This window comes from Ensifer soli, assembly GCF_041928815.1.
Classification (GTDB): domain Bacteria; phylum Pseudomonadota; class Alphaproteobacteria; order Rhizobiales; family Rhizobiaceae; genus JBHFEI01.
In genome coordinates, this window is record NZ_JBHFEI010000002.1 from 376571 (window position 1) to 402387 (window position 25817).

A 25817-nucleotide genomic window follows, 5' to 3' on the forward strand; every position below is an offset into this window, starting at 1 on the left:
TTTCCCTGCCGATTTCCCGCCGGAACTGCACTTCGAAGGATAGCCGCCATGGCCCGCTCCGCACTTCTCAACGTCATGGTCCAGGCCGCCTTCAAGGCGGGCAAGGCGCTGGCCCGCGACTTCGGCGAGGTGCAGAACCTGCAGGTGTCGCTGAAGGGACCGGCCGACTACGTCTCGCAGGCCGACCGCAAGGCGGAGCGGACCCTGCGCGAGGAACTGCTGAAGGCGCGCCCGACCTACGGCTTCATCGGTGAGGAAGGCGAGGCGATCGCCGGCACGGACGGCGCCCATCGCTGGATCGTCGATCCGCTCGACGGCACCACCAATTTCCTGCACGGCATCCCGCATTTCGCCGTCTCGATCGCGCTCGAGCGCAACGGCGAGATCGTCGCGGCCGCCATCCTCAATCCGGCGACGGACGAGCTTTACACCGCGGAGCGCGGCGGCGGCGCCTTCCTCAACGACCGGCGCCTGAGGGTCGGCGCGCGCAAGCAGCTGTCCGACGCCGTGATCGGCACGGGAACGCCGCATCTCGGCCACGGCCATCACGGCCAGTACCTGATCGAACTGCGCCATGTGATGGGCGAGGTCGCCGGCATCCGACGCATGGGATCGGCCTCGCTCGATCTCGCCTTCGTCGCTGCCGGGCGCTTCGACGGCTTCTGGGAGCGCAACCTCAATCTCTGGGACATCGCCGGCGGCCTGCTGCTGATCCGCGAGGCCGGCGGCTTTGCCACCGACATCGACGGCGGCGCCAGGCCCATGGAAAAGGGCTCGGTGATCGCCGGCAACGAGGCGATCGCCAAGGCGCTGCACGAGGTGCTGCACCGGCCCGTGCCCGCGCGCTGAGGTCGACTGCGCGCTTCGCTCTATTTCCGGACGCCGCGGGCCGGCGTTTCCCTGTTCAAAACGGCGTTTGACGCGCGTTTGCGGGCTTGTGCGGCAGCCGCGCCACTACCAACTTCCTCCACATGGCTGTAACGTCGCCCCGGAACGGGTCAGGCCGCGGCCGGCACCAGCCGGCCTCGGAACCGGGAGCAAGAGGTCCTATGGCGAATGTGAAACTGTCTGGATGGGAGGCCGCGCAGGCGGCGGACGAGGGCTACAACCCGCAGAAGCTGTCGAGCCCGATGCCCTTCTTCTGGTCGATGATCATCTTCCTGATCATCGCCGGTTTCGTCGCCGCCATCCTCTTCCGGCAGGCGCGGGATGCCTTCTTCAGCAATCCCGGGCTGAACGGGCTGATCCTCGGCGTGCTGTCGATCGGCATCCTGCTCGTCTTCAACCATGTCCTGGCGCTTCGCCCCGAAGTGCGCTGGTTCAACTCGTTCCGCGCGGCCGGCAGTGCGGAAAAGGTCGGGCGCGACCCGGTGATGCTCGCGCCGATGCGGGCGCTGATCGGCCGGCGCCAGACCAAGGCGATCTCGACGGCGGCCCTGCGCTCGATCCTCGATTCGATCGCCACGCGCCTCGACGAGTCGCGCGACACGTCGCGCTACCTGATCGGCCTCCTCGTCTTTCTCGGCCTGCTCGGCACCTTCTGGGGTCTGCTCGGCACGATCGGATCGATCAACACCGTCATCCAGTCGCTCGATGCGGGCTCGGGCAACACCGAGGACGTGCTGAGCGCGCTGAAGACAGGGCTGTCCGCGCCGCTTTCCGGCATGGGCACGGCATTCTCGACCTCGCTCTTCGGCCTTGCCGGCTCGCTGGTGCTCGGCTTCCTCGACCTGCAGGCGGGCCGCGCGCAGAACCGCTTCTACACGGAACTGGAGAACTGGCTGTCCTCGGTCACCGATGTCGGCTCCGACCTCGGCCATGGCGGCCATGACGGCGCCGATGCCGACCTCGTCGGCGAGTTGCGCAGCCTCAACGAGCAGCTTGCCCGCTTCAACCAGGACGGCGGCAGCAGCCAGCGCACCACCGCGGCCATGGCGAGCCTCGCCGAGGGGATCCAGGGCCTCGTGAAGAACATGCGCGGCGAGCAGCAGATGCTGCGCGACTGGATCGAGGCGCAGCAGGAGGACGGCCGTGCCATGCGCCGGACGCTGGACAAGCTGGCGACCCGCGTCTCCCATGCCGAGAAGGCCGCGCCGGCGGCCAAGGCTGAAGGCGCGGCGAAGCGCGCCCGCGCCGACGACAGCCCGGGGGAATAGGCGATGGCGCTGGCACGCAGGGGCCGTCACCACCGGACGGTCGATTACTGGCCCGGCTTCGTCGACGCGCTTTCGACCCTGCTGCTCGCCATCATGTTCCTGCTCTCGGTCTTCGTCTTGGCGCAGTTCCTGATGAGCCGCGAGATCAGCGGCCGCGACGAGGTTCTGAGCCGGCTGAACACCCAGATCAACGAACTGACGCAACTGCTGGCGCTGGAAAAGAGCGGTCGCCAGGACACCGAGGACACGCTCGCCAATCTGCAGGCCTCGCTTGCCACCTCCGAGAGCGAGCGCTCGCGCCTGCAGCAGCTGCTCGACCAGGGGTCGGGCGTCTCCGCCGCCGCCGGGCAGCGCATCGGCGAGCTGGAAGGCGCGCTCGACGCCGAGCGCCAGACGAGCACCCGCGCCGCAAGCCAGATCGAGCTCCTGAACCAGCAGATCGCCGCCCTGCGCAGCCAGATCGCCGCCGTCGAGGGCGCGCTGCAGGCGGCGGAGGCGAAGGACAGCGCGTCGCAGACGCGGATTGCCGATCTCGGCCGCCGGTTGAACGTCGCGCTGGCGCAGCGCGTGCAGGAACTCAACCGCTACCGCTCCGATTTCTTCGGCCGGCTGCGCGAAATCCTGTCCGACCGCGAAAACATCCGGATCGTCGGCGACCGCTTCGTCTTCCAATCGGAGGTGCTCTTCCCCTCCGGCGGCAACGAGCTCAACGAGGCGGGCCGGGCCGAGATGGCCAAGCTCGCCGCCGCCCTCCTGGACCTCGCCAAGGAAATTCCGGCTGAGATCAACTGGGTGCTGCGCGTCGACGGGCACACCGACAACGTGCCCCTGTCCGGCAGCGGGCGTTATGCGGACAATTGGGAGTTGTCTTCGGCGCGTGCGACGTCGGTCGTCAAGTTCCTGATCGCCAACGGTGTTCCCGCAGACCGCCTCGTCGCCGCCGGGTTCGGGCAGTTCCAGCCGATCGCCGAAGGCGACACGCCGGAAGCACGCTCTCAGAATCGCCGGATCGAGCTGAAGCTGACGGAGAAGTGAGGGCGGCCGGGTCCGTGTCTCCGGCTGTGTGACGATTAAGCCGTTCATCGCGCTATAAAATGCATCGTTTTCTGAGGCTGGGCAAAGAGTGTGCATCGACATCCGCGGCGGGTGTCGTCGCTGCCGCGGACAACGGCAGGCATGCAACAGTCGGGCGCAAAACCGGTGGAGGCTGCGTTGTTTCTGCGGGAAGACGTTTGCACCCTGCTTTAACCTTTCGTAGGATCGACCCAAAAATGGAACCCGGCCGATGCCGTCGATTGCAGCCGAGGGCTGTGCGGGCCGGATCCATCGAGGGAGGTCCTGTGCAATGCTGGCCATGACGGCGGATTTTCTTTCCCAGCGGCATGTCATCGATCTTGGCAAGGCCTGGGCAGGCAACACCGTCAACTGCGTCCCTTACCGGTCCGGCCCGGTGCTGACCGAGGAGCAGGCGCGCTACGTTGCATTCTATGACGAAGCGGGGAACATCCGTATCCTGCGTCATGATCTCATCGACGACACCGAAGACAGCGTCGTCATTCCCAACACGCTGATGCCCTATGACGCGCACCAGTCGATCAGCATGGGGTTCGACGGCGCCGGCATCCTTCACCTCGCCTTCGGCGCGCATGCGACGACGCTTCTGGCGACGCGCTCGCGAACATCGGACCTGAAGGACGGTTTCGAGCCCGTCGGCGACTTCATGGCCCATGCCACCTATCCGATGTTCCTCCGCCTGCCGAAGGGCGACTTCCTGTTCCTCTACCGGGAAGGCCGGCACAATGTCGGGGAAATGCGGGTTGCGCACTACAATCCGGAAGCCGGCGAGTGGCGGGAGACGATGACGCCGGTGCTGAGCGGCAAGGAGGATCGCTGGACGAGCGGTCCTTATGTCAACACGCCCGTCGTCGACGAACAGGGGAACGTGCACCTGTTCGTGGTCTGGCGCCTGCATGTGACGTCCACCTCCGGCGGGGAGGTGATCAATTCGGGGCTTGATTATCTGCTGTCCACGGACGGCCTGCGCACGGTGCAGACGGGAGGCGGCATGGCGCTGTCGATGCCGGTGACCCGCAGCAATATCGAGCGGGTCGTGCCGGTGCCTCTGGGGTCGAGCCTCATGAACCAGGCCTCGGCCCAGGTGATGAGTGGTGACCGGCCGGCGGCCATGACCTATTGGGCGGAGCCCGGCGGCGTGCCGCAATACCGCCTCTGCTGGAGCGATGGGCACACCTGGCGCACGGCGGCGCTCAGCCGTTTCCTGACTGCCTTCCGTCTCGACGGCCAGGGAACGCTTCCCCTGCCGCACAGCCGCCCGGAATTCGTCGTGACCGACGACGACAACGTCATTGTCATCTACCGCAGCGTCGAAGAACAGAACCGGCTGATGGCGCGCTTGTTCTTCGCGCCGAACTACGACTACGCCTTCAGCCAGTCGCAGGTGCTGATCGACGAGGATCTCGGCTTCTATGAGCCGGTCATCGACAGGAGCGGATGGAAGATGCGCGGAGAACTGTCGATCTACGTGCAGCATTGCCGGCAGGGCATGTCGCGCGATGGCGAGCCCGACAGGCATGGCGCGCGGGCGCGCCTCGTTACCTGGACCTACCGCTCGAACCCGGCGGAGGTGCTGAACAAGGCCTTTCCCTCATTCTCGGCCTTCACGCGCTGGCCCTGGCCCCAGCTCTTCCGCTGAACCGTTACACGGAGCCGTTGCTGCTGTCGCAGGCGGTCCCGGACAACACGGCGCGCGCGGCATGGCATATGTGACGCAAGGGAGCGTTAAGATTTACCTTGCAAACCTCAGCAGCGGGGTCTCGCGAAGCATGCATGGAAACCCTCCCTGAAGCCTAAAGCGTGTCGCGATCTTTCAGATTTGCCCTTACGCTTTAGGTCTTTGCATTTTTACGCGTGTCTTTTCGCAAAACCTCTGCACACCTTTACGAGACACGCTTTAGGAGCGCATCCGAAAGGACGCGTCAGGCCGCAGCGCTGCCGCGGCCCTGCAGGAGTGCGAACTTCTCATGCTGCTCGACGAAGCTGCGGATCTCCTCGGCGCGATGGTCGAACGTGTGGTTGGCGAGCACGATGGCCCTGGCCTCCTCGGCCCGCCGCAGATAGGGCTCGGGATTCGACAGCGCGTCGGCGACGATCGCTTCCAGGTCATCGACGGTATGGGCCACCGAAATCGTGTCGCCGAAGACATCGGCGAGGCCGCCCACCGCGTCGGTGATGATCGGCGTGCCGACGCCGCTGCCGTCGAACAGGCGGTTGGACGGGAAGCCGCTGTCGCGCATCGTATCCCAGTGATCGTTGAGCAGGATCAGGTGAGAGGCATAGTGCCGCGCCAGTTCGGCGTTCGGAATGTTCTCCGCCCGCACCATCTCGCCCGGAAGGATGCCGTCCCATCCGCCGCCGTAAAGCGCGAGGGGCAGCTTCCGCTCGATGCACCAGCGCACCATCGTCCGGTATTCCCGGCGCGAGTTGCCGACGAAGAGGCAGTCCCTGTCGCGCTGGATGTCGTCGAAGGGATGAAAGAAACGATGGTCCGTCGCCTGGTGCAGCACGCCGACCGAGGGCAGGCCCTGCAGCCGCAGCGTGCGCGCATAGACGTCCGATGCCACGTAGACGTGGTCGTAGCCGTCCATCTCGCCGTCGACGACCCGGTCGGGATGGCTGATCAGCCACATGAGGTTGATCTTCGACGGATCGGTCTGGTAGGGCTGGCGCCCGCGCAGCGCGATGACGACATCGGCATCCCGTGTCGGATCGTACCATGTGTCATGCGTGTCGACGCTCGCCGCGACGCCGATCTTCTCGAAGGAGGCGCGCAGCGAATTGGCGAAATGATAGTCGCCCCATTCGTGGGCGACCCTGAGGTTGGGCGTCGAGATCTTGATGGCGACCGTCATCGGCCTCGCGACGCGCCGCAGCGAGGGCCTGACGACCCGTCCGGTGGTTCCGGTGCCGAAGGTGCCGTCATGCAGCAGGAAGTCCGAACCGGCGATGCCGACCTGCACCACGCGGCCGGGGCCGCTGACGACATCGGCGGGCAGCACCAGCAGGAACTGCCCGCCCTTCTCCGCCCGGGCGGTGGCGAAGGCGAGCACCTCGGAGCCGGAATAGGCGACGACCGTCACGTCGCGGCCCGGATTGTAACGGTCCTGCGCGTAGCCCGAGACGAAACGGTCCCTGACGCGGCGGACGGCGCCCTGCCATCCGCCGATGCGGATCGTCACCGGACTGCCGACGACCGCCGTGCCTCCGTCGCTGTCGACCAGTTCGACGGTGAATGTCCCTTCGAGGGGCGGCTGGACGAAACAGATGCTTGGAAGACCAGAGGCACCGATGGCGCCGACCGGGGTCCCGTCGGTGATCACGTCCAGACGGGACGCGGCACCCGGATGGGCGAGGACCACGCCCCCGTTGACGACCGGCACAAGGTGGGACGCATTACGCCACATGGCTGACCTCCAGTTTCATATTGCCGTAGGCGGCCTGATGGATGAAGAAGGCGATCCTTTCCTGGGCCAGTTCGGGATGCATCTGGATGCGATAGCACTTCGCCGAACGCTCCCTGAACGTCGCGACGTTGGCGGCCGCGTTCCGGAGCTTCGGCAGTTTGTCGAGGATCCATTCGTAGGTCGCAACGTCGATGCGATAGGCGGCACCCGCCTCGACGAGCTGCCGGCCGAAACCCTCAGGCCGAAGCAGGGCGGTCGTCCCGCCCGCCAGCTTGTCGATCACCAGGCAATAGGCGGCGAGCGACAACTCGTGCAGTGGACGGGCGGCGATGACGAACTGGGACCCGGTCCGGGCCGCGTTCAACGCATCCCTCGGCGCGACGGACGACCACTCCGCCATGCCGTCCTGGATCGTCGCCCAACGGCCGCCGAAGGGATCCGCCGGCGCCACATAAAGCCTGTAGGGCTTGCCGGCCGTCAGCCGCGCGAGCTGGGCCATGTCGGCCTGCGTGTTCGTGAAGGGGAACACCGTCGCGCCGAAGGCGGTTTCGGCGCCGCCCGAAAGCGGCTCCGTCATCGCCGTCACCGGCAGCGCGCCGATGAAGAAGGACAGGCGCGCGTCGGCAACGCTTTCGAGCGCGATGCCCTCGGGTTTCAGCCGGGCCGTGAAGGCGGGGATCGCCGAGCCCGCGACGAGGCGTTCCATCGAGAAGGCAGCGATGCCGAAGCCGATGGTGGCGACGGCCACCGGCAGGTTGGCCAGAAGCGAGGTCATCAGCCAGGGACGCTCGAACCGGGCGCGCGGGACCCTCAGGAGCAGCGGTTCCCACGCCGGATCGACCGCGACATCGTCCGGGCAGACGATCACGCCGTCGGCGACCTCACGGGCCAGTTCGGCGAAGCTCACCGCGGTCGCGATATTGCCGGCGCCATCGGCGAGGAGCGTGATCCGCGGCCGGTCCGGCCAATCGATCCGCAGTTTCACATGCCCCTGGTTCAACCGGAGATCCGTCTTGTCGGCGACCGTGCTCTTGACGTTCTGGTCGAGGAAGAGATGCGTCACCTGGCCCCAGGCAACATTGCGCCGGTAGTAGACGAGGCAGAACGGCACGAAGATCGGGTTGAACACGGAGGTGAACTGCAGCGCCAGATCCCAGTCCTGTAGCCTGATCAGCGTCTCGTCGAAGCCACCGATCCATTCGTAGAGATGACGGTGATGAACGATCGTGTTGAGATCGATGAAGTTTCTGCTCGACAGCTGGATGGGGTTGAACGGCGGCAACGAAATATTCTGCAGCGTTACCCTGGCTCCGACGATCTCCGTATCGAAATAGCCGGCATAGGCCATCGGCTGGCCGGGCCTGTCCAGCAGGTGACGCATCATCACGTCGAGGAACAGCGGATCCCAGAGATTGTCGGAATCGAGATAGGCGATATATTCCCCGCGCGCGAACCGGAGCCCCTTGTTGCGGGTGCCCGCTCCGTTGCTCTTCTCGAACTGCATGTAGCGGATGCGCGGATCTTTAAACTGCGCCACGACCATCGGCGTCTTGTCGTCGCTCGCATCGTCGGCGATGATCAGTTCCCAGTTCTGGTAGGTCTGGTCGAGTGCGCTCTGGATCGCCTCGCCGATCGTGTAGGCACGGTTGTAGGTCGGCATGATGATGCTGACGAGCGGCGCGCGCGTCAGCACCGTGTTGCCGATGAAGCGGCGCACCGCGGCTTCCTGCTCGATCAGGCCGCCGACGACGTTTGCCGGCATGGAGAGGCGTTCCATCCAGGCGGCATAGATATGGTCGGCCGCGCCGCGCTGGCGCAGCGGTGGCGGCAGGATGGCGGGAGGCGGCAGGACCTGCGTATCCTCCGCGCGATCCGTCACGGCCTCCTCGAAAGCGGATCCCTGTGCGTGCAGCAGCGGATTGCGGCCTTCGGCCTCCGGATGCTCGGAGAGATAGGCCGCGGCATCGAAGCCCTCGAGCGGATCGAGCGCGGCTCCCTTGCCGAGATGCAGGTAGAACGCGAAGGCACTCGCCAGCGTCCCCGCTTCGACGGCATCGTTGACCAGCGGCAGGGTGCGGCGGACAAAGGCCTCGTCGAAGAACGGGCTCGGGGAGTGGCCGGCGCGGGATCCGACGGCGACGAAATGGGCGAGAGCATCGGCGTGACCGCCGGCGGCAACCTCTTTCGCGGCATCCGGGTAGGCGGTGAGATACCAGGACGCGTCGAAATCCTCGCCCGGTTCCGCCGCGAAGGCGGAAAAGCGCTCGGAAACCGCGCGGGAAAGCGCGGGATCGGCAAGGGCGGCGGCGGTCAGTTCGTTCCGGAGATCGGTCCGCGCCGAACTCGGGGCGAATTCGTCCTCGAGCGTCCAGGACGCCAGGATCTCGCCGCTCTCGGCGTCCCGGATCGTCAGCGATTCTGCCGCGGGGGGAAGGACGAAGGAGAAGAGGCCGCCTTTGCGCGTTTCGCCTTCCGGCAGGGCCGCCGCCCGCTTCTGGTCCGCCGTCAGCCGGGCGAAGGTCGTTCCGTTGATGTCGACGACGACGCTGATCTCGCGCGACGGATCGCGCGGGTCGGTTGCAAGTGCCGTGATCCTGCGGCCGCTCACCGTCAAAAGCTCGACGCTCGTTCCGGGAGAGGTCAGGCGGAAGGCGATCGGATTGCCGTCGAGCAGGCGGTCGACGCTGCCGAAGCGCACCACCGCCGTGTGCCAGCGGCCGTCGAGCATGTCGGCGGGGATCGGCAGACGGAAACCGAGCTTGTCCGTCGGCGCGAAGCCTGGAACCGGAAGTCCCGTCTCGACCTCGAAGCTGCGACCGTCGTCGAAGTCGACGCGCACGGAAGAGCAGTTGCGCGCCCATCCCCGGATCGCCGCCGCGTTCCGGTCGAGGAAGGCGACGCCCTCCAGGGCGATCTTGACCTTGAACGACCCGCCGAGGATCACCTGGCCGGTGCGCACCGAGACGATCTCGACGGCGTGCTCATCGCCGTTGAAGCACAGGTCGGGAAGAGGATCCGAAAAACCGTTGCTGCCGGTGCCGATGCCGGCGAGCGCCACATCCGGCCGCGACTTGTCGGCGACGATCAAAAGGCGCGGGACGCCGTCGACGAGGACATGCAGCTCGGCGGGGTCGAAGGGCGTCAGCGGATCGAAGGCCCAGCCCAGGACCTGCCGGTCCTGGACGATGTCCATCTGGCCCATGATCGGATGCGCGTGTTCGACAGTGACCGGCACGGTATCGGCCGTCGAGACCAGCACCTCGGCCGGCGTCGACCCCGTCGGATCGGTCGCCGGCGTGATGGCTGGCTCCTCTTCCTCGGTGTCGTCGACCGGCAGGCCCTGCTCGAATTCCGCCTGGCTTTCTTCCGTCACGCCGTCCTCGTCGGACAATGCGGGCCCGAGATCGGCAGCCACGGCCGCCGCTTCGGCATCCGCCGCCTCGATCTGCTCCTGAAACGTCACGCGCACCACTTCTTCCCCGTTTCCGATTGCCACGATGGACAATTCATGTTCCCGCCCGTCCAGGACAGCCGCTGGCAATGCGATTTCGAAGCCGTGCGGGCGCTCGATGCCGCTTTCATCGACCGCCCGTGGCAGATCGGCGCGAAAGGTCGCCACGCTCGTTCCGTCACACAGCAGTTCCAGCGAAAGGCTGTCGTCCCTGTCGGCGCGGTTCAGCGCCCAGCCGGTCAACACGCCTCCGATGACGCCGTCCGCATGCCCCTCCATGTCGAACTGCGTGTGCGGACCGCTGATTTTCGTCATACGTGTTTCCCGAATATGTCGCCCGGAGGTCTCCGGCGGATCCTGACGGCTTTTCGGCAAGGTCCTGCCGGCATTGCCGCGCTCAGTCGCTGCCGAAGAGATCGGCCGTGAAAACCTTGTCGCGGATGTCGGCGATCTCGGCCGTTGCCCGGTTGGCGACGACGACGTCGCTTTCCTGCTTGAAGGCATCGAGATCGCGGACGACCCTTGACCGGAAGAACTCGGCCTCCGCCAGCGTCGGCTCGTAGACGATCGTCTCGATACCCTTCGCCTTGATCCGCTTCATGATGCCCTGGATCGACGAATCGCGGAAATTGTCCGAGCCCGCCTTCATCGTCAGGCGATAGATGCCGACGACACGGGGCCTGCGACGCAGGATGCTCTCGGCGATGAAATCCTTGCGGGTCGTGTTGGCGTCGACGATGGCGCGGATCAGGTTCTGCGGCACGTTGCTGTAGTTGGCGAGAAGCTGCCGCGTGTCCTTCGGCAGGCAGTAGCCGCCGTAGCCGAAGGACGGATTGTTGTAATGGTTGCCGACGCGGGGATCCAGGCTGACGCCGTTGATGATCTCGCGCGTGTCGAGACCGTGCATCTGGGCATAGGTGTCGAGTTCGTTGAAATAGGCGACGCGCATCGCGAGATAGGTATTGGCGAAGAGCTTGATCGCCTCGGCCTCGCTCGGCCCGGTGAAGAGAACGGGGATGTCCTGCTTGATCGCGCCCTCGCGGAGAAGCTCGGCGAAGACTTCCGCCCGTTCGGAGCGTTCGCCGACGACGATGCGCGAGGGGTGCAGGTTGTCGTGAAGCGCCTTGCCTTCGCGCAGGAACTCCGGCGAGAAGATCAGGTTGGAGCAGCCGAGCGCGGCGCTGGTCGCAGCCGTGTAGCCGACCGGCACGGTGGACTTGATCACCATCGTCGCGTGCGGATTGATCTGCATGACGTCGCGGACCACGCTCTCGACCGAGCGCGTGTCGAAATAGTTGGCGTCGGGATCGTAGTTGGTCGGGGTGGCGATGATGACGAAATCCGCCCCGCCATAGGCGTCTTCCTTGTCGGTCGTCGCGCGAAAATCGAGATCCTCGCGCTTGAGGTAGGCCTCGACCTCGACGTCGACGATCGGCGACCGGCGTTCGTTGAGCAGCCGAACCTTTTCAGGAAGGATATCGTAGGCGACGACCGTGTTTTTCTGAGCAAGAAGGAGAGCGTTCGACAGTCCGACATAGCCGGTTCCGGCAATCGCAATTTTCATATTTCCAGGCCTTCTGTCTGCATATTCCACGCTGTTCCTGCTGCAGGGCGCATTGCCGCTCTATGGAACGGGCGTTCCATGGCGCGCCAGCCGGGTTTTGATACGCCATTTGTCAGGGGGTGAAAAGAGCGGCAGTTCCAAAAAAGCCGCCCGGTCGGGCGTCGGCGCATCCGCGGCCGGGGGGAGAGGAAGGGTGACGTCTCGCAAACGAATGCTCATTTCAATCGGTTTATAGGCGTTTTCCCTACGCTTGCCGCATGGCTACGCCTCGCCTGCCGCCGGTATTCGAGGGGTCGGAGTCTGCTCGAACTGGAGCCGCGCGAGGCGGGCATAGAGCCCGTTCTGGCGAACGAGGCCGGCATGGGTTCCCTCCTCGACGATGCGCCCGCCCTCCATGACGAGGATCCGGTCGGCTTTCAGCACCGTGGCAAGGCGATGGGCGATGACGAGGGTGGTGCGGTCGCGCATCAGCCCGTCGAGCGCGTCCTGGACCAGCGTCTCGCTCTCGGCGTCGAGCGCCGAGGTCGCCTCGTCGAGAAGCAGGATCGGCGCGCCGCGCAGCACGGCGCGGGCGATAGCGATGCGCTGGCGCTGGCCGCCGGAAAGCGTCATGCCGCGTTCTCCGACGGCCGTGTCGTAGCCCTGGTCGAGGCGGACGATGAAGTCATGGGCCTGGGCGGCGCGCGCCGCTCTTTCCACCGCGTCGCGCGCGACCCCCGGCAGGCCGAAGGCGATGTTGTCGTGGATGCTGGCGGAAAAGAGTGTGGCGTCCTGCGGCACGATGGCGATGCGGCGGCGCAGTGCCTCCGGGTCGGCCGTGCGCACGTCGACGCCGTCGACCAGCACGCGACCGCCTGTCGGATCGTAGTAGCGCAGGATCAGCGAGAATAGCGTGCTCTTCCCGGCGCCGGACGGGCCGACCACGGCGACCGTCTCGCCGGCGCGCACGCCGAAGCTGACGCCGTGCAAGCTGGGTGCGCCCGGCCGGGCGGGATAGGCGAAGGAGACGCCGTCGAAGGCGACCGTGCCCGGGGCGGGATCGGGCAGGCGGGCCGGGTTTACCGGGGCGGCGATCGCCGGGCGCTCGGCGAGCAGTTCCTGCAGGCGTCCCGCCGCACCCGCCGCCTGCGAAAGCTCGCCCCAGACTTCCGAGAGCGCGCCGAGGCTTCCGGCCGCAAAGACCGAATAGAGCAGGAACTGGCCGAGCGTTCCGGCCGACAGCGTGCCGGACAGCACGTCCTGTGCGCCGAACCAGAGCACGGCTACGACGCTGCCGAAGATCATGGTGATGGCGAAGGCGGTGAGGAAGGAGCGGGCCCGCGATGCCGCGCGTGCTGCGACGAAGGCGGTTTCCACGGCATCGGCGAAGGTCGCGCCGGCGGCGGCCTCACCGTTGAAGGCCTGGACGGTGCGGGCGGCGACGATCGCCTCGCCGGCATAGGCGGATGCCCGCGCCAGCCGGTCCTGCGCGGCGCGGGAACGCTGGCGCACCGAGCGGCCGAATGCGACGAGCGGAAAGACGATGACGGGGATGGCGATCAGCACCAGGCTCGACAGACGCGGGCTGGTGTAAACCATCATGGCGATGGCGCCGAGGCAGAGGATGAGGTTGCGCAGCGCCATCGATGCCGTCGCGCCGACGGCGGACTTGATCTGCGTCGCGTCCGCCGTCAGCCGGGAGACGATCTCGCCCGACTGGTTGACGTCGAAGAAGGCGGGCGACAGCGACATGACATGGGTGAAGACCTCGCGCCTCAGATCGGCCACCACCCGCTCGCCGAGCGTGATGACGAAATAGTAGCGGGCGGCGCTCGCGAGCGCCAGGATCACAGCCAGCACCATCAGCATCGCGAAATAGGTGTCGATGAAGCCGGAGTCGGCGGTCGAGAAACCATGGTCGATCATCCGGCGCACGGCGATCGGCAGGGTCAGCGTCGTGACCGCCGCGACCGCCAGCGAGACGAGCGCCCCGAGGACGAGACCGCGATAGCGCATCACGTGCACGAGAACGCCGCGAAGCTGCCGAAGGGGTGCCCGTCCGCCGGGTCGCCTTGCCTGATCCTGCACGTCATCCCCCTGTCGCGGCGCCAAACTCTTCCGCCGCGGTACTTGTTATCCCGAAGGTCCTCATGTATAGGGCACGGCATCGCACGGGGAGGCCGGACAGCTACACTGTTTGCGGCTCACTTACTTGTTTGGTCATGGCGCCGCAACCGGTTGCGGCAATTGGACCCGAAAGATCAGGAAGACTGTTATGAAGGCGAACATCCATCCCGATTACCACACCATCAAGGTGGTCATGACCGACGGCACGGAATACACGACCCGCTCGACCTGGGGCGCCGAAGGCCAGACGATGAATCTCGAAATCGATCCGAAGTCCCATCCGGCCTGGACCGGCGGCAACCAGCAGCTCGTCGACCGCGCCGGCCGCGTCTCGAAGTTCAAGAAGCGTTTCGAAGGTCTCGGCCTCTGAGGCTTGGCATCCGTGCAGGCCTGCTGAAAGCCCGGCTCCGCCGGGCTTTTTTGTTGCCGGGATCTGTCGTTTTGTTTGTGGTGCATCGTCCGCCGCCGAAGCGAGCCCGCTTCGTCTGGGCATGCTCTCGCGGCACGGACGCCAATAAAAAAGCCCGGCAGGGCCGGGCTTTGATCGTCGAGGGGTCTGTCCTTGTCAGGCATTGAGGCCGAAGGCCGTCTGCAGCAGGTTGAGCTGAGCCTTGACGCCGTTCTGGTTGTCGGGAACGGACGTGGCCGCTTCCTGCGGGCGATAGATCTCGCGGTCGAGGAGCGCGACGCGGTTCTGCAGGCGCAGGGAACGCTCGATCAGGTCGCGGAAGCTTTCGGGAAGGTCGTTCCAGCCGGGCGCGGCGCGATCGACGTTGAAGCTGTCGAGACGGACCTTGTTCTTCTCGGAAAGAACCTGCTCGCGCGTCATCTCGCCATTGTTGACTGCCCTCTGCAACAGCAGCCAGGATGCCATCTGCATCAGACGGGTGGTGAGCCGCATCGATTCCGCCGCGTAGAGAACGGATGCCATGCGCGGCAGCATCTTCGAGGCGACGCGGCCCTGTCCGTCGAGATAGCTCGCCGTCTCTTCGACGAGGCCCATGCCTTCACCGTAAAGGGCCTTGAACTGCGCTGACGCGGCAGCGTGACCGGCGAAGCTGACCGTGTTCAATCCTCTTTCGGACATTCTCTCACAATCCCTGGCTAAACGCATCACTTCCATCAGGTAACGGACGTGTCGCGGCAAATGTTCCTGAGCCGTCCGCTGGGGAGGCCGCAGAATGATCCCATAACCCAAAACACGCAAGGGGCATCTTAAGAAAGGGTTAATCTCCACAGCTCTTTGGCAAAAGTCGGGCCGAACAAAAAAAGAGCCGCGAAAGCGGCTCTCAAGGTAAAACAGGGAGAAAATCAGACCGGTTCGCCAGAAGGTGAAGGGGCTGAATCCGGAAGAACCGGATGAAATGATCATCCATTATAAAGCTTAATATACGGTTAACGAAAGGATTTTCTCGCATCTTCGTCTTAAGGAAACGGTAACGCTCCTGTGCCGCGACGATACGGGGCCGCCGGCGGCGCGAACGTGCTCTCTCCTTTCGTTCGTGCTGCCTTGTCTGGATCCGAAGCGATTCCGCTTCGGCTGGACATTCTCTATCGGGGATCGACCAGCGGCGCCTCGGGCTGCGGCAATTCGTCCGCAGCCGGACGGACCTCCGCCGTCTCCTCGGCGGCGATCGCCCGCGGCGAGAGCTGCAGGCTTTCCGGGGTCGTCAGCGTGCCGGGATTGATGGTGGAGTAGGCATCGCGCTCCGCGGCGGGGATCGGCGCGCGGCGGCGGCTGCGGAACATGGCATAGGCCATGATGAGGAAATGCGCGCAGGCGGTGATCATGAACAGGCCGTGTGCGCCGGTCGCCGTCATGATCGGGCCGCCGATCGTCGGGCCGATGATGGTGCCGATGCCGTAGAGCAGCAGGAGCCCGCCGGACACCTTGACGAAATCTTCGGGCGCGGCGAAGTCGTTGGCATGCGACACGGCGATCGGATAGAGCGCATTGGCGGCAGCGCCGTAGATCGCCGTGAAGGTCAGCAGCAGCACGACGCTCGACGGCTCGAAGAGGAAGATGACGAAGCCGGCCAGCGCGCCGAGGCCGGCGAGACCGGCAAGCACGTAGCGCCGGTCGATCGCATCGGAGAGCTTGCCGGCCGGGAACTGCATCGCGGCGCCGGCAAAGATCGTCACGCTCATCATCATGGCGACGCTGCTGTCCGAAAGTCCGGCCTGGCGCCCGAAGACGGCGCCGAGCGTGCCGAAGGCGCCGTTGGCGATGCCGATCAGCAGGATGCCGAGGAAGGACACCGGCGAATTGGCGTAGAGCGCCTTCAGGTCGAGGCGCACCTGCTTCAGCGGTTGTGGAGAGGCGGCGGTGGAGAGCAGCGTCGGCAGCATGGCAAGGCAGTAGACAATGCCGCAGATCATGAAGAAGGTCGCGGCCGACGTGTCGCCGAAAGGGATCATCAGCTGGCCGCCGACGACGCCGAACAGCGTGATGGCGATATAGAGCGAGAAGATCGCGCCGCGGCTCTCGTTGGTGGCGCGCTCGTTCAGCCAGCTCTCGATGATCATCGAGGTGCCGGCGGTCGAGAAGCCGGTGACGGCGCGCAGCGCCACCCACCAGATCGGGTCGACGAGGAGGCCGGTCAGAAGCGCGATGATGGCGAGCAGCGAGGCGAAGCCGCTGAAGGCGCGCACGTGGCCGGCGCGCTTGACGATGTTGGGCGCGAGCAGGCAGCCGAGGACGAAGCCGCTTGCCCAGGAGGTGCCGAGCAGGCCGAGCAGGGTGGTGGAATAGCCTTCGGTCGTGCCGCGCACCGGCAGCAGCAGGCTGTGCAGGCCGTTGCCGAGGAACAGGAACAGGGTTCCGAGCAGCAGGGCGGCGACGGGAATGAGATTGTTGCGCATCGGACGTCCGGATCCCGCGGTTCGAAGGCAAAACTAGAGCATTTCCGGTGATCACGGGATCACCTTCAATACTCCAAGTCGTTCTTTTTGGCGCATTCTCCGGCGCCGAAGCGATCATGCTTCGGCTGGAAATGCTCTAGGCTGGGCCCGCAGCGAAGGCCAGCCGTCTTTCGCTTTTTACCCGATTGAAATCGCGGGCGAAAGCCAATAGCTGTGGCGCAGGGACGCCGCGCGCCGCCGATCGTGCCGGAAGCGTTTCCAGCGGCAACCGGATCGACCGGGCGGCGCCGTCCTTCCGTTTTAACCGCATCGTCCGACGCAGGAGCGATCCTGCTTCGGCCGCCATGTTCCAAGGCCCGCCATGTCGAAAGCGATCGCGTTCATCCTGCTTCTGGCCATGGCGGTCCACATCATCCGCCCGCTCGGCCTGCCGGGCCTCAGGCTTCGGCGCGACTTCTGGAAGATCGCGGTGCTTGCCATCGCCGTGATGATGGCGACGACGCTGATCCGCCCCTGATCAGGACCAGAAGTCCGGAATCGTCTCGGTAAGGCGCGGCCCGAGGCGCAGCGGCGCGATGCGCTCGGCAAGGCCGGTCCTGTCCGAGATCTCGACGCCGATGCCGCAGATCGTCGCCGGGCCGCTCGCCGCCTCGAAGCGGCCTTTCGGCATTTTCGAGATGAAGCGGTTCAGCGGCTCCTCCTTGTCCATGCCGAGCGAGGAATCATAGTCCCCGCACATGCCGGCGTCGGACAGGTAGGCGGTGCCGCCGTTGAGGATCTGGTGATCGGCCGTCGGCACATGGGTGTGGGTGCCGACGACGAGGCTGGCGCGGCCGTCGACGAAATGACCGAAACACTGTTTTTCGCTGGTCGCCTCGGCGTGGAAGTCGAAGACGACGGCATCGGCCTGCTCGCCGAGCGGGCAGGCGGCGAGGATGGCTTCCGCCGTCTTGAACGGATCGTCGAGTTCGGGATGCATGAAGACGCGGCCCATGACGTTGGCGACGAGGACGCGGGCGCCATTGCGGGCAAGGTACAGGTTCGAGCCGCGCCCGGGCGTTCCGGCCGGATAGTTGGCGGGCCGCAGGAAGGCGTCGTGGCGGCCGGCGAAGACCACCGCCTCCTTCTGGTCCCAGACATGGTTGCCGGTCGTCACCACGTCGGCGCCGGCCTGGAGGGTTTCGAGGAAGATGTCCTCGGTGATCCCGAAGCCGCCGGCGGCGTTCTCGCCGTTGACGATGACGAAATCGAGCTTCAGGTCGCGCACGAGCCCGGGCAGCTTTTCCCAGACCGCCACGCGCCCCGTCTTGCCCACCATGTCCCCAAGAAACAAAAGCCGCATCCGTCCTACCTTCCGCCCGACACCTGCCGCAGGCCCGTCTCCGTCAGGATTGCCTCCAGCGGAACGTCATGCGGTTCGGCCGGCACTGATGCCACTTCCTGGCAGTCGAAGGCAATGCCGATCAGGCGCGGCGCGCGTCCCTTCGCCCTCAGCCGCGCGATCGCCCGGTCGTAATGGCCGGCGCCGTAGCCGATGCGGTTGCCGGCGGCGTCGAAGGCGGAGAGCGGCACCAGCATGAGGTCGGGGTCGAGCACGGCCGCCTCAGGGCCGGGGCCGACCGTGCCGAAGCCGGTCTTGATCAGGTGCGCGCCGGCGACGAGTTCGCGGAAGACAATGGTCTCGCGATCGATCACCACCGGCGTGCAGAGCCGCGCGCCGCGCTCGCGCAGCCGGTGCATCAGCGGGCGGATGTCCGCCTCCGAACGGATCGGCAGGAAGCCGGCGACGATCTCGCCCGGCGACAGCGCGATGCGGTCGCCGGCATTATCGGCCATCGCGAGGCTCGCCTCCAGCCGGTCGGCGGAGGCGATCGCGTCACGGGCGGCGAGGCGTCCGGCGCGGATCTCCGCCTTCAGCGCCTTCGGGTCGGGGGTGTCCGTCATGTGTCCTCCGCTGCCATGCCGGCGGCTGTCGCCTGCGTGCGATGCCGCCTCTTTCCCGTCTCCGCCTCCCTTACAGCATCGCGGGCCGGGCTGGAAACGGCGCATTCCGACATTGCGCGGCCGCGGCCGTGAAACTTGCCCTTGTCCCCGGCCGTTCCCGTGCCGTCGCGGCACAGCCTGGCCGTGCGTGCCGCCGGAATTAGCCTCCCGTTCACGATACGGGCGGCTTCGGCTTTCATCGGGACCGCCGCCCATGCCAGAGACGCCTGTGATGAACGAGGACGATAGGGAGAAGGGCGCACGGAATGCGCGCGAGGAAAATTGCGAGGCCATCGACATGCCGGCGATGATCGTCCCGCCCCTGTCGCCGCTGGAGTTGCGCTGCCTCGGGCTCGCGGCCTACGGGCGCACGATCGACGACATCATCCTTGAAACCGACCTGCCGTGCCAGCGGGTCCGCGATGCCTTTGCCGGGGCCATGCGCAAGCTCCAGGCCGCCAATCTCGCCGAGGCTATCTTTCGCGCGGCCCGCATGAGGCTCATCTGAGGATATGGAGTCGCATGGCCTTCCGGGCAGCCGTCGCGCGGCTCACTTCGGTTTTCCGCGTCGTCCCGCAAAGGAAGGAGGCCGGACGGGCCGTGCTACTTCGCCCCGCTCCCGACGCGGAAGGGCACGCCATTGACCGCGTAGAGGCCCGCCTCGAGATCGAAGAAGGAAGCGGGCTGCTTGTCCCGGATGAGCACGATTCCGGTCTCGCCGGCGCTGTATTCGTAGAGCCTGCCGTCGCACGAGGCCTTCTGCGGGAAGGTATCCTCGACGACCGAGAAGAGATCGAGGCTGCGGCAGGGGCCGATCTCGTGGACCAGTCCGATCGTTCCGTCGGCGTTGCGGATGTCGACGACGAGGCGCGCGTCGCTGAAAAGGCCCTTCGGCTTTCCGTCGACCGTCTTCGCCCGGCCGCGTGCGACGATGTCGGCCGCCGACAGGATCTCTCCCTCCACGACGAAGTCGCTGGCGCGGGACGTGTCCGCCCCGCCCGTCTCCGGCAGGATCATCGGCGCGCCGGCCGCCTGGAACGAGAGGACGAGGTTGTTGTCCGCCGCAGCCAGCGTCGCGGGCGCGGCGAGGAGCAAGCCGGCGATCGCCGCCACCCGGCATTTCCTGATCGATGACGACATGACATCCTCCGTGCCGCGTTGCGAACCGTCAAGGCCAAGCCGGCGGTGCGCGGGATCTAAAGCGTATCTCGCAAAGGTGTGCAGCGAAAAGACATGCGTCAAAACAAAGACCCAAAGCGTAGGAGCGAATTTGAAAGATCGCAACATGCTTTAGGGCGGCGTTCGGCCGGGTGGCCGCGGCGATGCGGTCTCTCCCCCCTATCGCCGCAGGCCGTCTTTGGTTTTACCGGCAGGGAACCGGAACCAGCGTCATGTGCTGGTCTTCGATCACTTCGCGGGTCTGGATGAAGACCTCGTCGTTGTAGCGATCGACGACATAGGCGCCGCTGCGCTGCATGTTGCCCTTCCACTCGCGCGAGGCGTCACGCAGCTTGATGCCGCGCGTGTTGTAGGCAACCGTTGCCGGCACCTTCTTCGCGCGGTAGCAGACGTCCCTGTTGAGGTATTCGCGCTTGGTGTAGACTTCGGCGCTCGCGACCGAAGGAAGCGCGACGACGGCGAGGCTGCCCGCAGTGACAGCAATCGCGGTCGCAATATGAATGACCTTTCCGACCATTTTAATAATCCTTTTTGACCAAATTACGCCACGTTGGCGCCAATCATGAATAAAGTTGCGGGCTCTTGCGAGTCAAGTGTTTCAGTTTATGTCGCGGCGGTTGTTCAGGTCGATTTGCAAGTGTTGTTAAAGTTAAAATTTGAGTAAAATGATATGGGCGCCGTTATTCGTGGAGTCCCGGACGATATACATCCGTCGAGACGTAAATCATTCGCCGTGCGCTGTCATCCCCCGGCCGGGTTATGCGGTTCAACCCGTCCGGCTGCGGGCGCTCTCCTGCAATCCAGGGATGCTTCGAGCCGTGTGGCCCTGATCGTTCCGGTCCGTCCGCCCGTTTCTCCGAGCATTCCGCAATCAGGCGTTGACAAACGCTCGCAGATGCCATTGCCATAGGACGGTCCTCCTCCGGCATCATCATGAACGCAGACCTCTCCATCGTCGACCATATTTACGAGGCCGCCTTCCTGCCGGACCAGTGGTCCGTCGTCTGCGAGCGCCTGTGCGAGGAGGCCGGGGCCTATTCGGCCGCCGTCGTCGCCATCGACGAGTGGCAGACCTTCCGCTGGATCGCGACGCCGAACATCGCGGCGGTGATGGAGCGCTATGCGCTGAGCCCGATGCGGCTGCAGAACAGCCGGCCGCAGCGCCATGTCGAGCGCGGGCTGATGTCGTTTTCCCGCGACATCGACCTGATGAGCCCGGCGGAACTCGCCGCGGATCCGATCTACGAGGCGTTCCTCCATCCGCTCGGTCTCGGCTGGACCGTCGGCGACCTCATCCAGGAGCCGTCGGGGCACGCGATCATGTTCGACCTGACGCGCAAGGCGGCGCACGGGCCGTTCACGGAGGCCGGGGTGGCGCGGCTCAATGCGCTGCGGCCGGATCTGGCGCGCGCGGCGCTGATGTCGTCGAGGCTCGCCTTCCAGCGGGCCCGGACGGTCGCCGAGACGCTCGACGCGATCGGCCTGCCGGCCGCGGTCGTCGGCGACAGCGGCGCCGCCGTGGCGCTGAACGGCCGCATGGAAGACCTCGCCCCGCGCATCCGCACCGGCGCCCGCAACCGGCTGACGCTGGATTCCGCCGATGCCAACGGCCTCTTGCAGATGGCCCTGGCGCAATTGCGCGAAAGCGTGGCGCCCTTCGTCCAGTCGATCCCGATCGCCGCGGCCGCCGAGGGGCCGGCGCTGATCCTGCACCTACTGCCCGTGCGCCGGCAGGCGCGCGACATCTTCTCGCGCAGCGCCGCCATCCTGATCGTCACGCCGGTCGGCGCGGTCGGTCCGCCGGACCTTCGCGTCATTTCCGGTCTCTTCGACCTGACGGCGGCGGAGGCGCGCGTCGCGCGCGAGATCGCCATCGGCACGTCGATCGACGCGGCGGCGCAGAAGCTCGGGATCGCCCGCGAGACGGTGCGCACCAACCTGAAACGCATTTTCATGAAGACGGGAACGGGACGGCAGTCGGAACTGGTGATGCTGCTGTCGGGGCTCGGCCGCCTGCGCAACTGAGCGGGCTCAGACCTGGTTCGCCGCGCGATAGCGCAGGACCGGGGCCCCTTCGGAGGTCGCGATGCAGTTCCGCCCGTTCGCCTTGGCCGTGTAGAGCGCCCGGTCGGCGGCGTGGTAAAGGTCGTCGCGCGTCTGCCCGGGCAGCCACTGGCTGACGCCGGCGGAGAAACTGAAGCCGAACTGCTGCGGGAGCCTGTGGTTGGCGCGCAGGATGTGGCGCTGGAACCGCTGCAGGGCGAAGATCGCCGCTCCCATCGACCGTCCCGGCATGACGAGCAGGAATTCCTCGCCGCCGACGCGGCCGGTGACGTCGTCACCGCCGAAGACCTGGCGGCAGTGGTCGCCGAACCGTTCGAGGATCCGGTCGCCCATGTCGTGGCCGAACGTGTCGTTGATCTGCTTGAAATGGTCGATGTCGATGAGCGCGACGCTGAGCACGCCGCCGCCTTCCAGAAGCCGCACGCATTCGTCGAGGTAGCGCACGATGGCGCGCCGGCTGTTGAGGCCGGTCAGCGTGTCGGTGTCCGCCGCCAGCATCGCCTCGTCGCGGGCGGTCTCGAGGTCGCGCTCGCGCAGCTTGAAGCGGGTGAGTTCGGTCAGCGTCAGCAGGATCCAGCCGCCATTGTAGGTGGTTTCCTGGGCCCAGAACCAGCGGCCGTCGACGAGGTCCACCTCGAAGCCGCGATGGGGCTGGCGCCGACGCTTGCCGTTCGCGGCCTTCAGCCAGGCCCCGATGTCGTCGGTGACGATCAGGCCGCCGCGTCCGGCCGCGTGGCAGTGGGTGATGATGGTCGCAAAGCTCTGTTCGCCCGGCTGGACGTCGTAGAGGCTGCGGAAAGCCGGCGAGGCGAGCATCAGCCGGTCTGCGGGATCGAAGAGCGCGATCGCCATCTCGCTTGCCGCAAGGCCGTCGACGAGGTCGGCGAGCGTGGAAAGGGCCGGATCGGCGGTCAGACCGGCCGTTGCCCCTCGCGCGAGGACACCGCTGTCGGAAATGGCCATCGGCATGCCTGTTCGTCCTCGTCCCATGTCCGCCGGGCGTCCCCCGTTTCATGCTGCGCCGCAAAACGCGAAGCAGTGTTATAGGGCCGGCTTGTGTCGACATGCAGGGCTTTCGACGCCAGCCTGCCGAAAGTCGGGTTTCATCATCAATGCTCTGCGTGCCGCGCTCCTCAATCCGTATCAGAATGAGGCGCGCCGCCTCTTCGGGGCGCCGGCGACCTTTTCGCCTGAAAGCGGCTATGCCCTTGCCGCCCTGCCTCCGGTCCCCGTGCGTTGCAGGCGGGTCACCGTTGCGCCCGCCGTCGCGGGCCCGGCCCTGAAGCGCTCGATCAGGCGGGCGAGATCCTCGGTCTCGGCGGTCAGGTTCTGCGCCGCCGCTGTCGTCTGCTCGACCATGGCGGCGTTCTGCTGCGTCACCTGGTCCATCTGATCCGCGGCCGAGGACACCTCGCGCAGGCTCCCGGCCTGCTCGCGCGCGCTGCGGGCGATGTCGGTGACGACGCCGCTCACCTGGGTCACCTGGGCGACGATCTCCCGCAGCGACTGGCCCGAGGTGGTCACGAGTTCGACGCCCTGCTTGACCTGGGCCGAGGAGGTGGAAATCAGCGTGCGGATCTCGCGCGCCGCCTCGGCGGACCGTTGCGCAAGCCCGCGCACCTCCTGCGCCACCACGGCGAAGCCGCGGCCCGCCTCGCCGGCGCGCGCCGCCTCGACGCCCGCATTGAGCGCGAGCAGGTTGGTCTGGAAGGCGATCTCGTCGATGACGCTGATGATCTTGCCGATCTGCTCGGAGGACTGCTCGATCTCCGACATGGCGGCGATCGCCGTATCGACGATGGCGCCGCCGCGCGCCGCGTTCTGCCGCGCGGTCTCGGCCACGGTCTGGGCGCGGTCGGCGCCGGATGCGGTCTCGTTGACGGCGCCCGTCACCTGGCTCAGCGCCGCCGCGGTTTCTTCGAGCGAGGCGGCCTGCTGCTCGGTGCGCTTGGCAAGGTCGTTCGAGGCGGTCGAGATCTCGTTGAGGCCGGCGCGGATCGCCTGCACGCCGCTGACGACGCCGGTGATCGTCTCCTCCAGCCTGCCGACGCTGTCGTTGAACGTGTTGCGGATCGGCTCGAATTCCGGCGCGACGGCGCCGTCCATGCGCACGGTGAGGTCGCCGGCCGAGAGCGCGTCGAAGCTCGCCTCGACGCTGAGGATGAAACGGCGGAGGTCCTCGGCCTTGCTGTCGCTCAGGCGTGCGTCGCGTGCGCGCTGCGCCTCCTGCTCGGCACGTGTGGCGCGGGCCTCCTCCTCCAGCGCCTTCTTCTCGAGGGCCGCCTGCTTGAACACCTCGACGGCGCGGGCCATGGCGCCGATCTCGTCCGGACGGTCCTTGTCGCCGACATCGGTCGCAAGATCTCCGGCGGCAAGACGGCTCATCGTCGTGGTGATGCGCCGGATCGTGCCGGCGAGCGCCTTGGCGAACGCGAAGAAGAACAGGAGCGCGAGCAGCGACACGGCGCCGGTGCCGAGCAGCACCGACCAGAAGGCGGTGCGCCCGGCTGCGACGAGGTCCGCGACGTCGGAGGCGATCTCGAGCACGCCGACGGGCTTGCCGGAGAAATCGATCAGCGGTACGCCGGTGACGGCATGGTCGCGTCCGCCGACAAGGCCCATGTGCCGCACGGTCCCGCCGGCGGCGATCCGCGAAAGGTCGTCCGCCGTCAGCAGCGGCGTCTCGGGAAAGGTCGAGGCCTGCGCCTTGAAGCCGCCATCGGCCGGCAGGTGAATGGCGATCTGCGCGTTTCGCGCTCCGGCGAGCCGCGAGAAGTAGTCCTCCGTCAGCCGGGTGCCGACGTCCACGACGCCGGCGACGGCGCCGCCGGCCGTCACCGGCGCGCTGGCGAAGATGCTGACCGCGGTGCGGCCGGGCTCGATGCCGGCCATCAGCCGGCCAGTCTTCAGCGCCTCGACGATCATCTTGCGCCGCCCGGTGATGTCGTCGCCGAACACGTCCGGCTCGTGGATGCGCGCGACGACCACGCCCTTGCCGGTGCTGAAGGTGATGAGTTGCAGGGTGCTGTTTTCCGCGATCGCCGGCAGCGCGGCCGAATAGCGGGCGAGAATGTCCTGGCGCGCATTCCCGGCGATCAATCCCGCGGTCTCCGGCTCGCCGGCGAGCGCCAGCGCGAGGCCGGCGGCGGCACGCTTCTGCGCATCCATGTCCGCCTCGACGAAGGCGAGATCCGAGGCGAGTTCGACGGTGATGGCACGCTCGCTTTCCGTCGACTGCTGGTACCAGGCAAGGCCGCCGATCGCCGCTGCCGAAAACAGCACGGCGGCAAAGCCGTAAAGGCTGATGCGAGCCCAGAGCGGGCGGGAAATGCGGGCCTCTGTCATCGTCTTCCTCCGCGGCGGCCAGCAGCGCGGGCCGAAAATCCTGTGGTGAACGAAACGTGGCGCAAAAGCGTTGATTTTGAGATAAACCGAAGACCCAGGAATCGCGGGCGCGGTGCCCGCTCCCCGAGCGACGAGGACAGATGCCATGGCCATGCCGAACCTGCCGATGGAGGGGGGATGCCGGTGCGGTCGCGTCCGCCTGCGCATCAGCGCGCCGCCGCTCCTGACGATGGCCTGCCATTGCCGCGGCTGCCAGAAGATGAGTTCGAGCGCCTATTCGCTGAGCGTCGCCATCCCGAGCGACTGCTTTGCCGTGATCGACGGCGAGCCGGTGATCGGCGGATTGCATGGTGAACTCCGCCATTTCTTCTGCGGCCACTGCATGAGCTGGATGTTCACGCGGGCCGACGTCATGGCGGGTTTCGTCAATCTCCGGCCGACGATGCTCGACGAGACCGGATGGTTCACGCCTTTCGTTGAGACCTATACTTGCGAGAAGCTGGGCTTCGCCGACACAGGCGCGCGGCACAGCTATGAGCGGTTCCCGCCCTTCGAGGACTATGGCCGGCTGGCGCAGGAATTCGCCGCGCTCGAGGACGCCCGTCCGTCGGGCGCATAGGAAGACG

Annotated in this window: 21 protein-coding genes; 9 read left to right on the forward strand and 12 right to left on the reverse strand. The window is 66.5% G+C overall.

What is annotated here, in order from left to right; translation table 11 throughout:
* Positions 1–48: 48 nt before the first annotated feature.
* The 4 genes from ACEVQ6_RS04445 to ACEVQ6_RS04460 all read left to right on the forward strand — a co-directional run bounded on the left by ACEVQ6_RS04445 (position 49) and on the right by ACEVQ6_RS04460 (position 4869).
* Complete coding sequence (locus tag ACEVQ6_RS04445) at positions 49–849, forward strand: inositol monophosphatase family protein (protein ID WP_374887688.1); 801 nt, start codon at positions 49–51, stop codon at positions 847–849.
* A gap of 200 nt (positions 850–1049) precedes the next feature.
* The gene (locus ACEVQ6_RS04450) at positions 1050–2156 is read left to right on the forward strand and encodes a MotA/TolQ/ExbB proton channel family protein (RefSeq protein ID WP_374887689.1); all 1107 of its coding nucleotides are present in this window, start codon (positions 1050–1052) and stop codon (positions 2154–2156) included.
* Positions 2157–2159: 3 nt separating this feature from the next.
* Positions 2160–3191, forward strand: coding sequence for a peptidoglycan -binding protein (locus tag ACEVQ6_RS04455; RefSeq protein WP_374887690.1), 1032 nt, complete (start codon positions 2160–2162; stop codon positions 3189–3191).
* Between the two features lie 310 nt (positions 3192–3501).
* Positions 3502–4869: a BNR-4 repeat-containing protein gene (locus tag ACEVQ6_RS04460; protein WP_374887691.1), complete on the forward strand. Its 1368-nt coding sequence runs from the start codon at positions 3502–3504 to the stop codon at positions 4867–4869.
* Between the two features lie 283 nt (positions 4870–5152).
* On the opposite strand, the gene ACEVQ6_RS04465 is transcribed toward ACEVQ6_RS04460, so the two are convergent.
* The 4 genes from ACEVQ6_RS04465 to ACEVQ6_RS04480 all read right to left on the reverse strand — a co-directional run bounded on the left by ACEVQ6_RS04465 (position 5153) and on the right by ACEVQ6_RS04480 (position 13719).
* Positions 5153–6637, reverse strand: a complete 1485-nt coding sequence (locus ACEVQ6_RS04465) for a CgeB family protein (protein WP_374887692.1) — start codon at positions 6635–6637, stop codon at positions 5153–5155.
* Positions 6627–10403, reverse strand: coding sequence for a glycosyltransferase family 2 protein (locus tag ACEVQ6_RS04470; protein ID WP_374887693.1), 3777 nt, complete (start codon positions 10401–10403; stop codon positions 6627–6629). The genes ACEVQ6_RS04465 and ACEVQ6_RS04470 overlap by 11 nt, the downstream gene beginning before the upstream one ends.
* A gap of 82 nt (positions 10404–10485) precedes the next feature.
* Positions 10486–11652: a nucleotide sugar dehydrogenase gene (locus ACEVQ6_RS04475; protein ID WP_374887694.1), complete on the reverse strand. Its 1167-nt coding sequence runs from the start codon at positions 11650–11652 to the stop codon at positions 10486–10488.
* A gap of 261 nt (positions 11653–11913) precedes the next feature.
* The gene (locus tag ACEVQ6_RS04480) at positions 11914–13719 is read right to left on the reverse strand and encodes an ABC transporter transmembrane domain-containing protein (protein WP_374887695.1); all 1806 of its coding nucleotides are present in this window, start codon (positions 13717–13719) and stop codon (positions 11914–11916) included.
* A gap of 187 nt (positions 13720–13906) precedes the next feature.
* Between ACEVQ6_RS04480 and rpmE the strand changes: the two genes are divergently transcribed.
* The gene (gene rpmE / locus ACEVQ6_RS04485; protein WP_374887696.1) at positions 13907–14128 is read left to right on the forward strand and encodes a 50S ribosomal protein L31; all 222 of its coding nucleotides are present in this window, start codon (positions 13907–13909) and stop codon (positions 14126–14128) included.
* 195 nt (positions 14129–14323) lie between these two features.
* Here rpmE and rcdA read toward each other — a convergent pair whose 3' ends face one another.
* Both rcdA and ACEVQ6_RS04495 read right to left on the reverse strand, forming a co-directional pair.
* The gene (rcdA, locus tag ACEVQ6_RS04490; RefSeq protein ID WP_374887697.1) at positions 14324–14845 is read right to left on the reverse strand and encodes a protease adaptor protein RcdA; all 522 of its coding nucleotides are present in this window, start codon (positions 14843–14845) and stop codon (positions 14324–14326) included.
* A 464-nt stretch (positions 14846–15309) separates the two neighbouring features.
* Positions 15310–16620: an MFS transporter gene (locus ACEVQ6_RS04495; protein WP_374887698.1), complete on the reverse strand. Its 1311-nt coding sequence runs from the start codon at positions 16618–16620 to the stop codon at positions 15310–15312.
* 361 nt (positions 16621–16981) lie between these two features.
* On the opposite strand from ACEVQ6_RS04495, the gene ACEVQ6_RS04500 reads away from it, so the two are divergent.
* A complete protein-coding gene (locus tag ACEVQ6_RS04500; RefSeq protein WP_374887699.1) occupies positions 16982–17137 on the forward strand; it encodes a hypothetical protein in 156 nt (51 codons plus the stop codon).
* On the opposite strand, the gene ACEVQ6_RS04505 is transcribed toward ACEVQ6_RS04500, so the two are convergent.
* Together ACEVQ6_RS04505 and ACEVQ6_RS04510 are read right to left on the reverse strand one after the other, a co-directional pair.
* Positions 17138–17962, reverse strand: coding sequence for a TIGR00282 family metallophosphoesterase (locus ACEVQ6_RS04505; RefSeq protein ID WP_374887700.1), 825 nt, complete (start codon positions 17960–17962; stop codon positions 17138–17140). It abuts the gene before it with no gap.
* 5 nt (positions 17963–17967) lie between these two features.
* Positions 17968–18564 (reverse strand): 5-formyltetrahydrofolate cyclo-ligase, encoded by a 597-nt coding sequence (locus tag ACEVQ6_RS04510; protein WP_374887701.1) that lies wholly within the window; start codon positions 18562–18564, stop codon positions 17968–17970.
* A gap of 253 nt (positions 18565–18817) precedes the next feature.
* On the opposite strand from ACEVQ6_RS04510, the gene ACEVQ6_RS04515 reads away from it, so the two are divergent.
* Positions 18818–19111, forward strand: coding sequence for a hypothetical protein (locus tag ACEVQ6_RS04515; protein WP_374887702.1), 294 nt, complete (start codon positions 18818–18820; stop codon positions 19109–19111).
* Between the two features lie 95 nt (positions 19112–19206).
* Here the strand turns inward: ACEVQ6_RS04515 and ACEVQ6_RS04520 are convergent, their stop codons facing one another.
* Positions 19207–19743, reverse strand: a complete 537-nt coding sequence (locus ACEVQ6_RS04520; RefSeq protein WP_374887703.1) for a hypothetical protein — start codon at positions 19741–19743, stop codon at positions 19207–19209.
* Between the two features lie 223 nt (positions 19744–19966).
* Positions 19967–20299: a hypothetical protein gene (locus ACEVQ6_RS04525; protein ID WP_374887704.1), complete on the reverse strand. Its 333-nt coding sequence runs from the start codon at positions 20297–20299 to the stop codon at positions 19967–19969.
* 416 nt (positions 20300–20715) lie between these two features.
* On the opposite strand from ACEVQ6_RS04525, the gene ACEVQ6_RS04530 reads away from it, so the two are divergent.
* The gene (locus ACEVQ6_RS04530) at positions 20716–21807 is read left to right on the forward strand and encodes a helix-turn-helix transcriptional regulator (RefSeq protein WP_374887705.1); all 1092 of its coding nucleotides are present in this window, start codon (positions 20716–20718) and stop codon (positions 21805–21807) included.
* 6 nt (positions 21808–21813) lie between these two features.
* Here the strand turns inward: ACEVQ6_RS04530 and ACEVQ6_RS04535 are convergent, their stop codons facing one another.
* Together ACEVQ6_RS04535 and ACEVQ6_RS04540 are read right to left on the reverse strand one after the other, a co-directional pair.
* Positions 21814–22815 carry a GGDEF domain-containing protein gene (locus ACEVQ6_RS04535; RefSeq protein WP_374887706.1) on the reverse strand — a complete coding sequence of 334 codons (1002 nt, stop codon included), beginning with the start codon at positions 22813–22815 and terminating at the stop codon, positions 21814–21816.
* Between the two features lie 231 nt (positions 22816–23046).
* Positions 23047–25191, reverse strand: coding sequence for a methyl-accepting chemotaxis protein (locus tag ACEVQ6_RS04540; protein WP_374887707.1), 2145 nt, complete (start codon positions 25189–25191; stop codon positions 23047–23049).
* A gap of 145 nt (positions 25192–25336) precedes the next feature.
* Between ACEVQ6_RS04540 and ACEVQ6_RS04545 the strand changes: the two genes are divergently transcribed.
* A complete protein-coding gene (locus ACEVQ6_RS04545; protein ID WP_374887708.1) occupies positions 25337–25810 on the forward strand; it encodes a GFA family protein in 474 nt (157 codons plus the stop codon).
* Positions 25811–25817 lie beyond the last annotated feature (7 nt).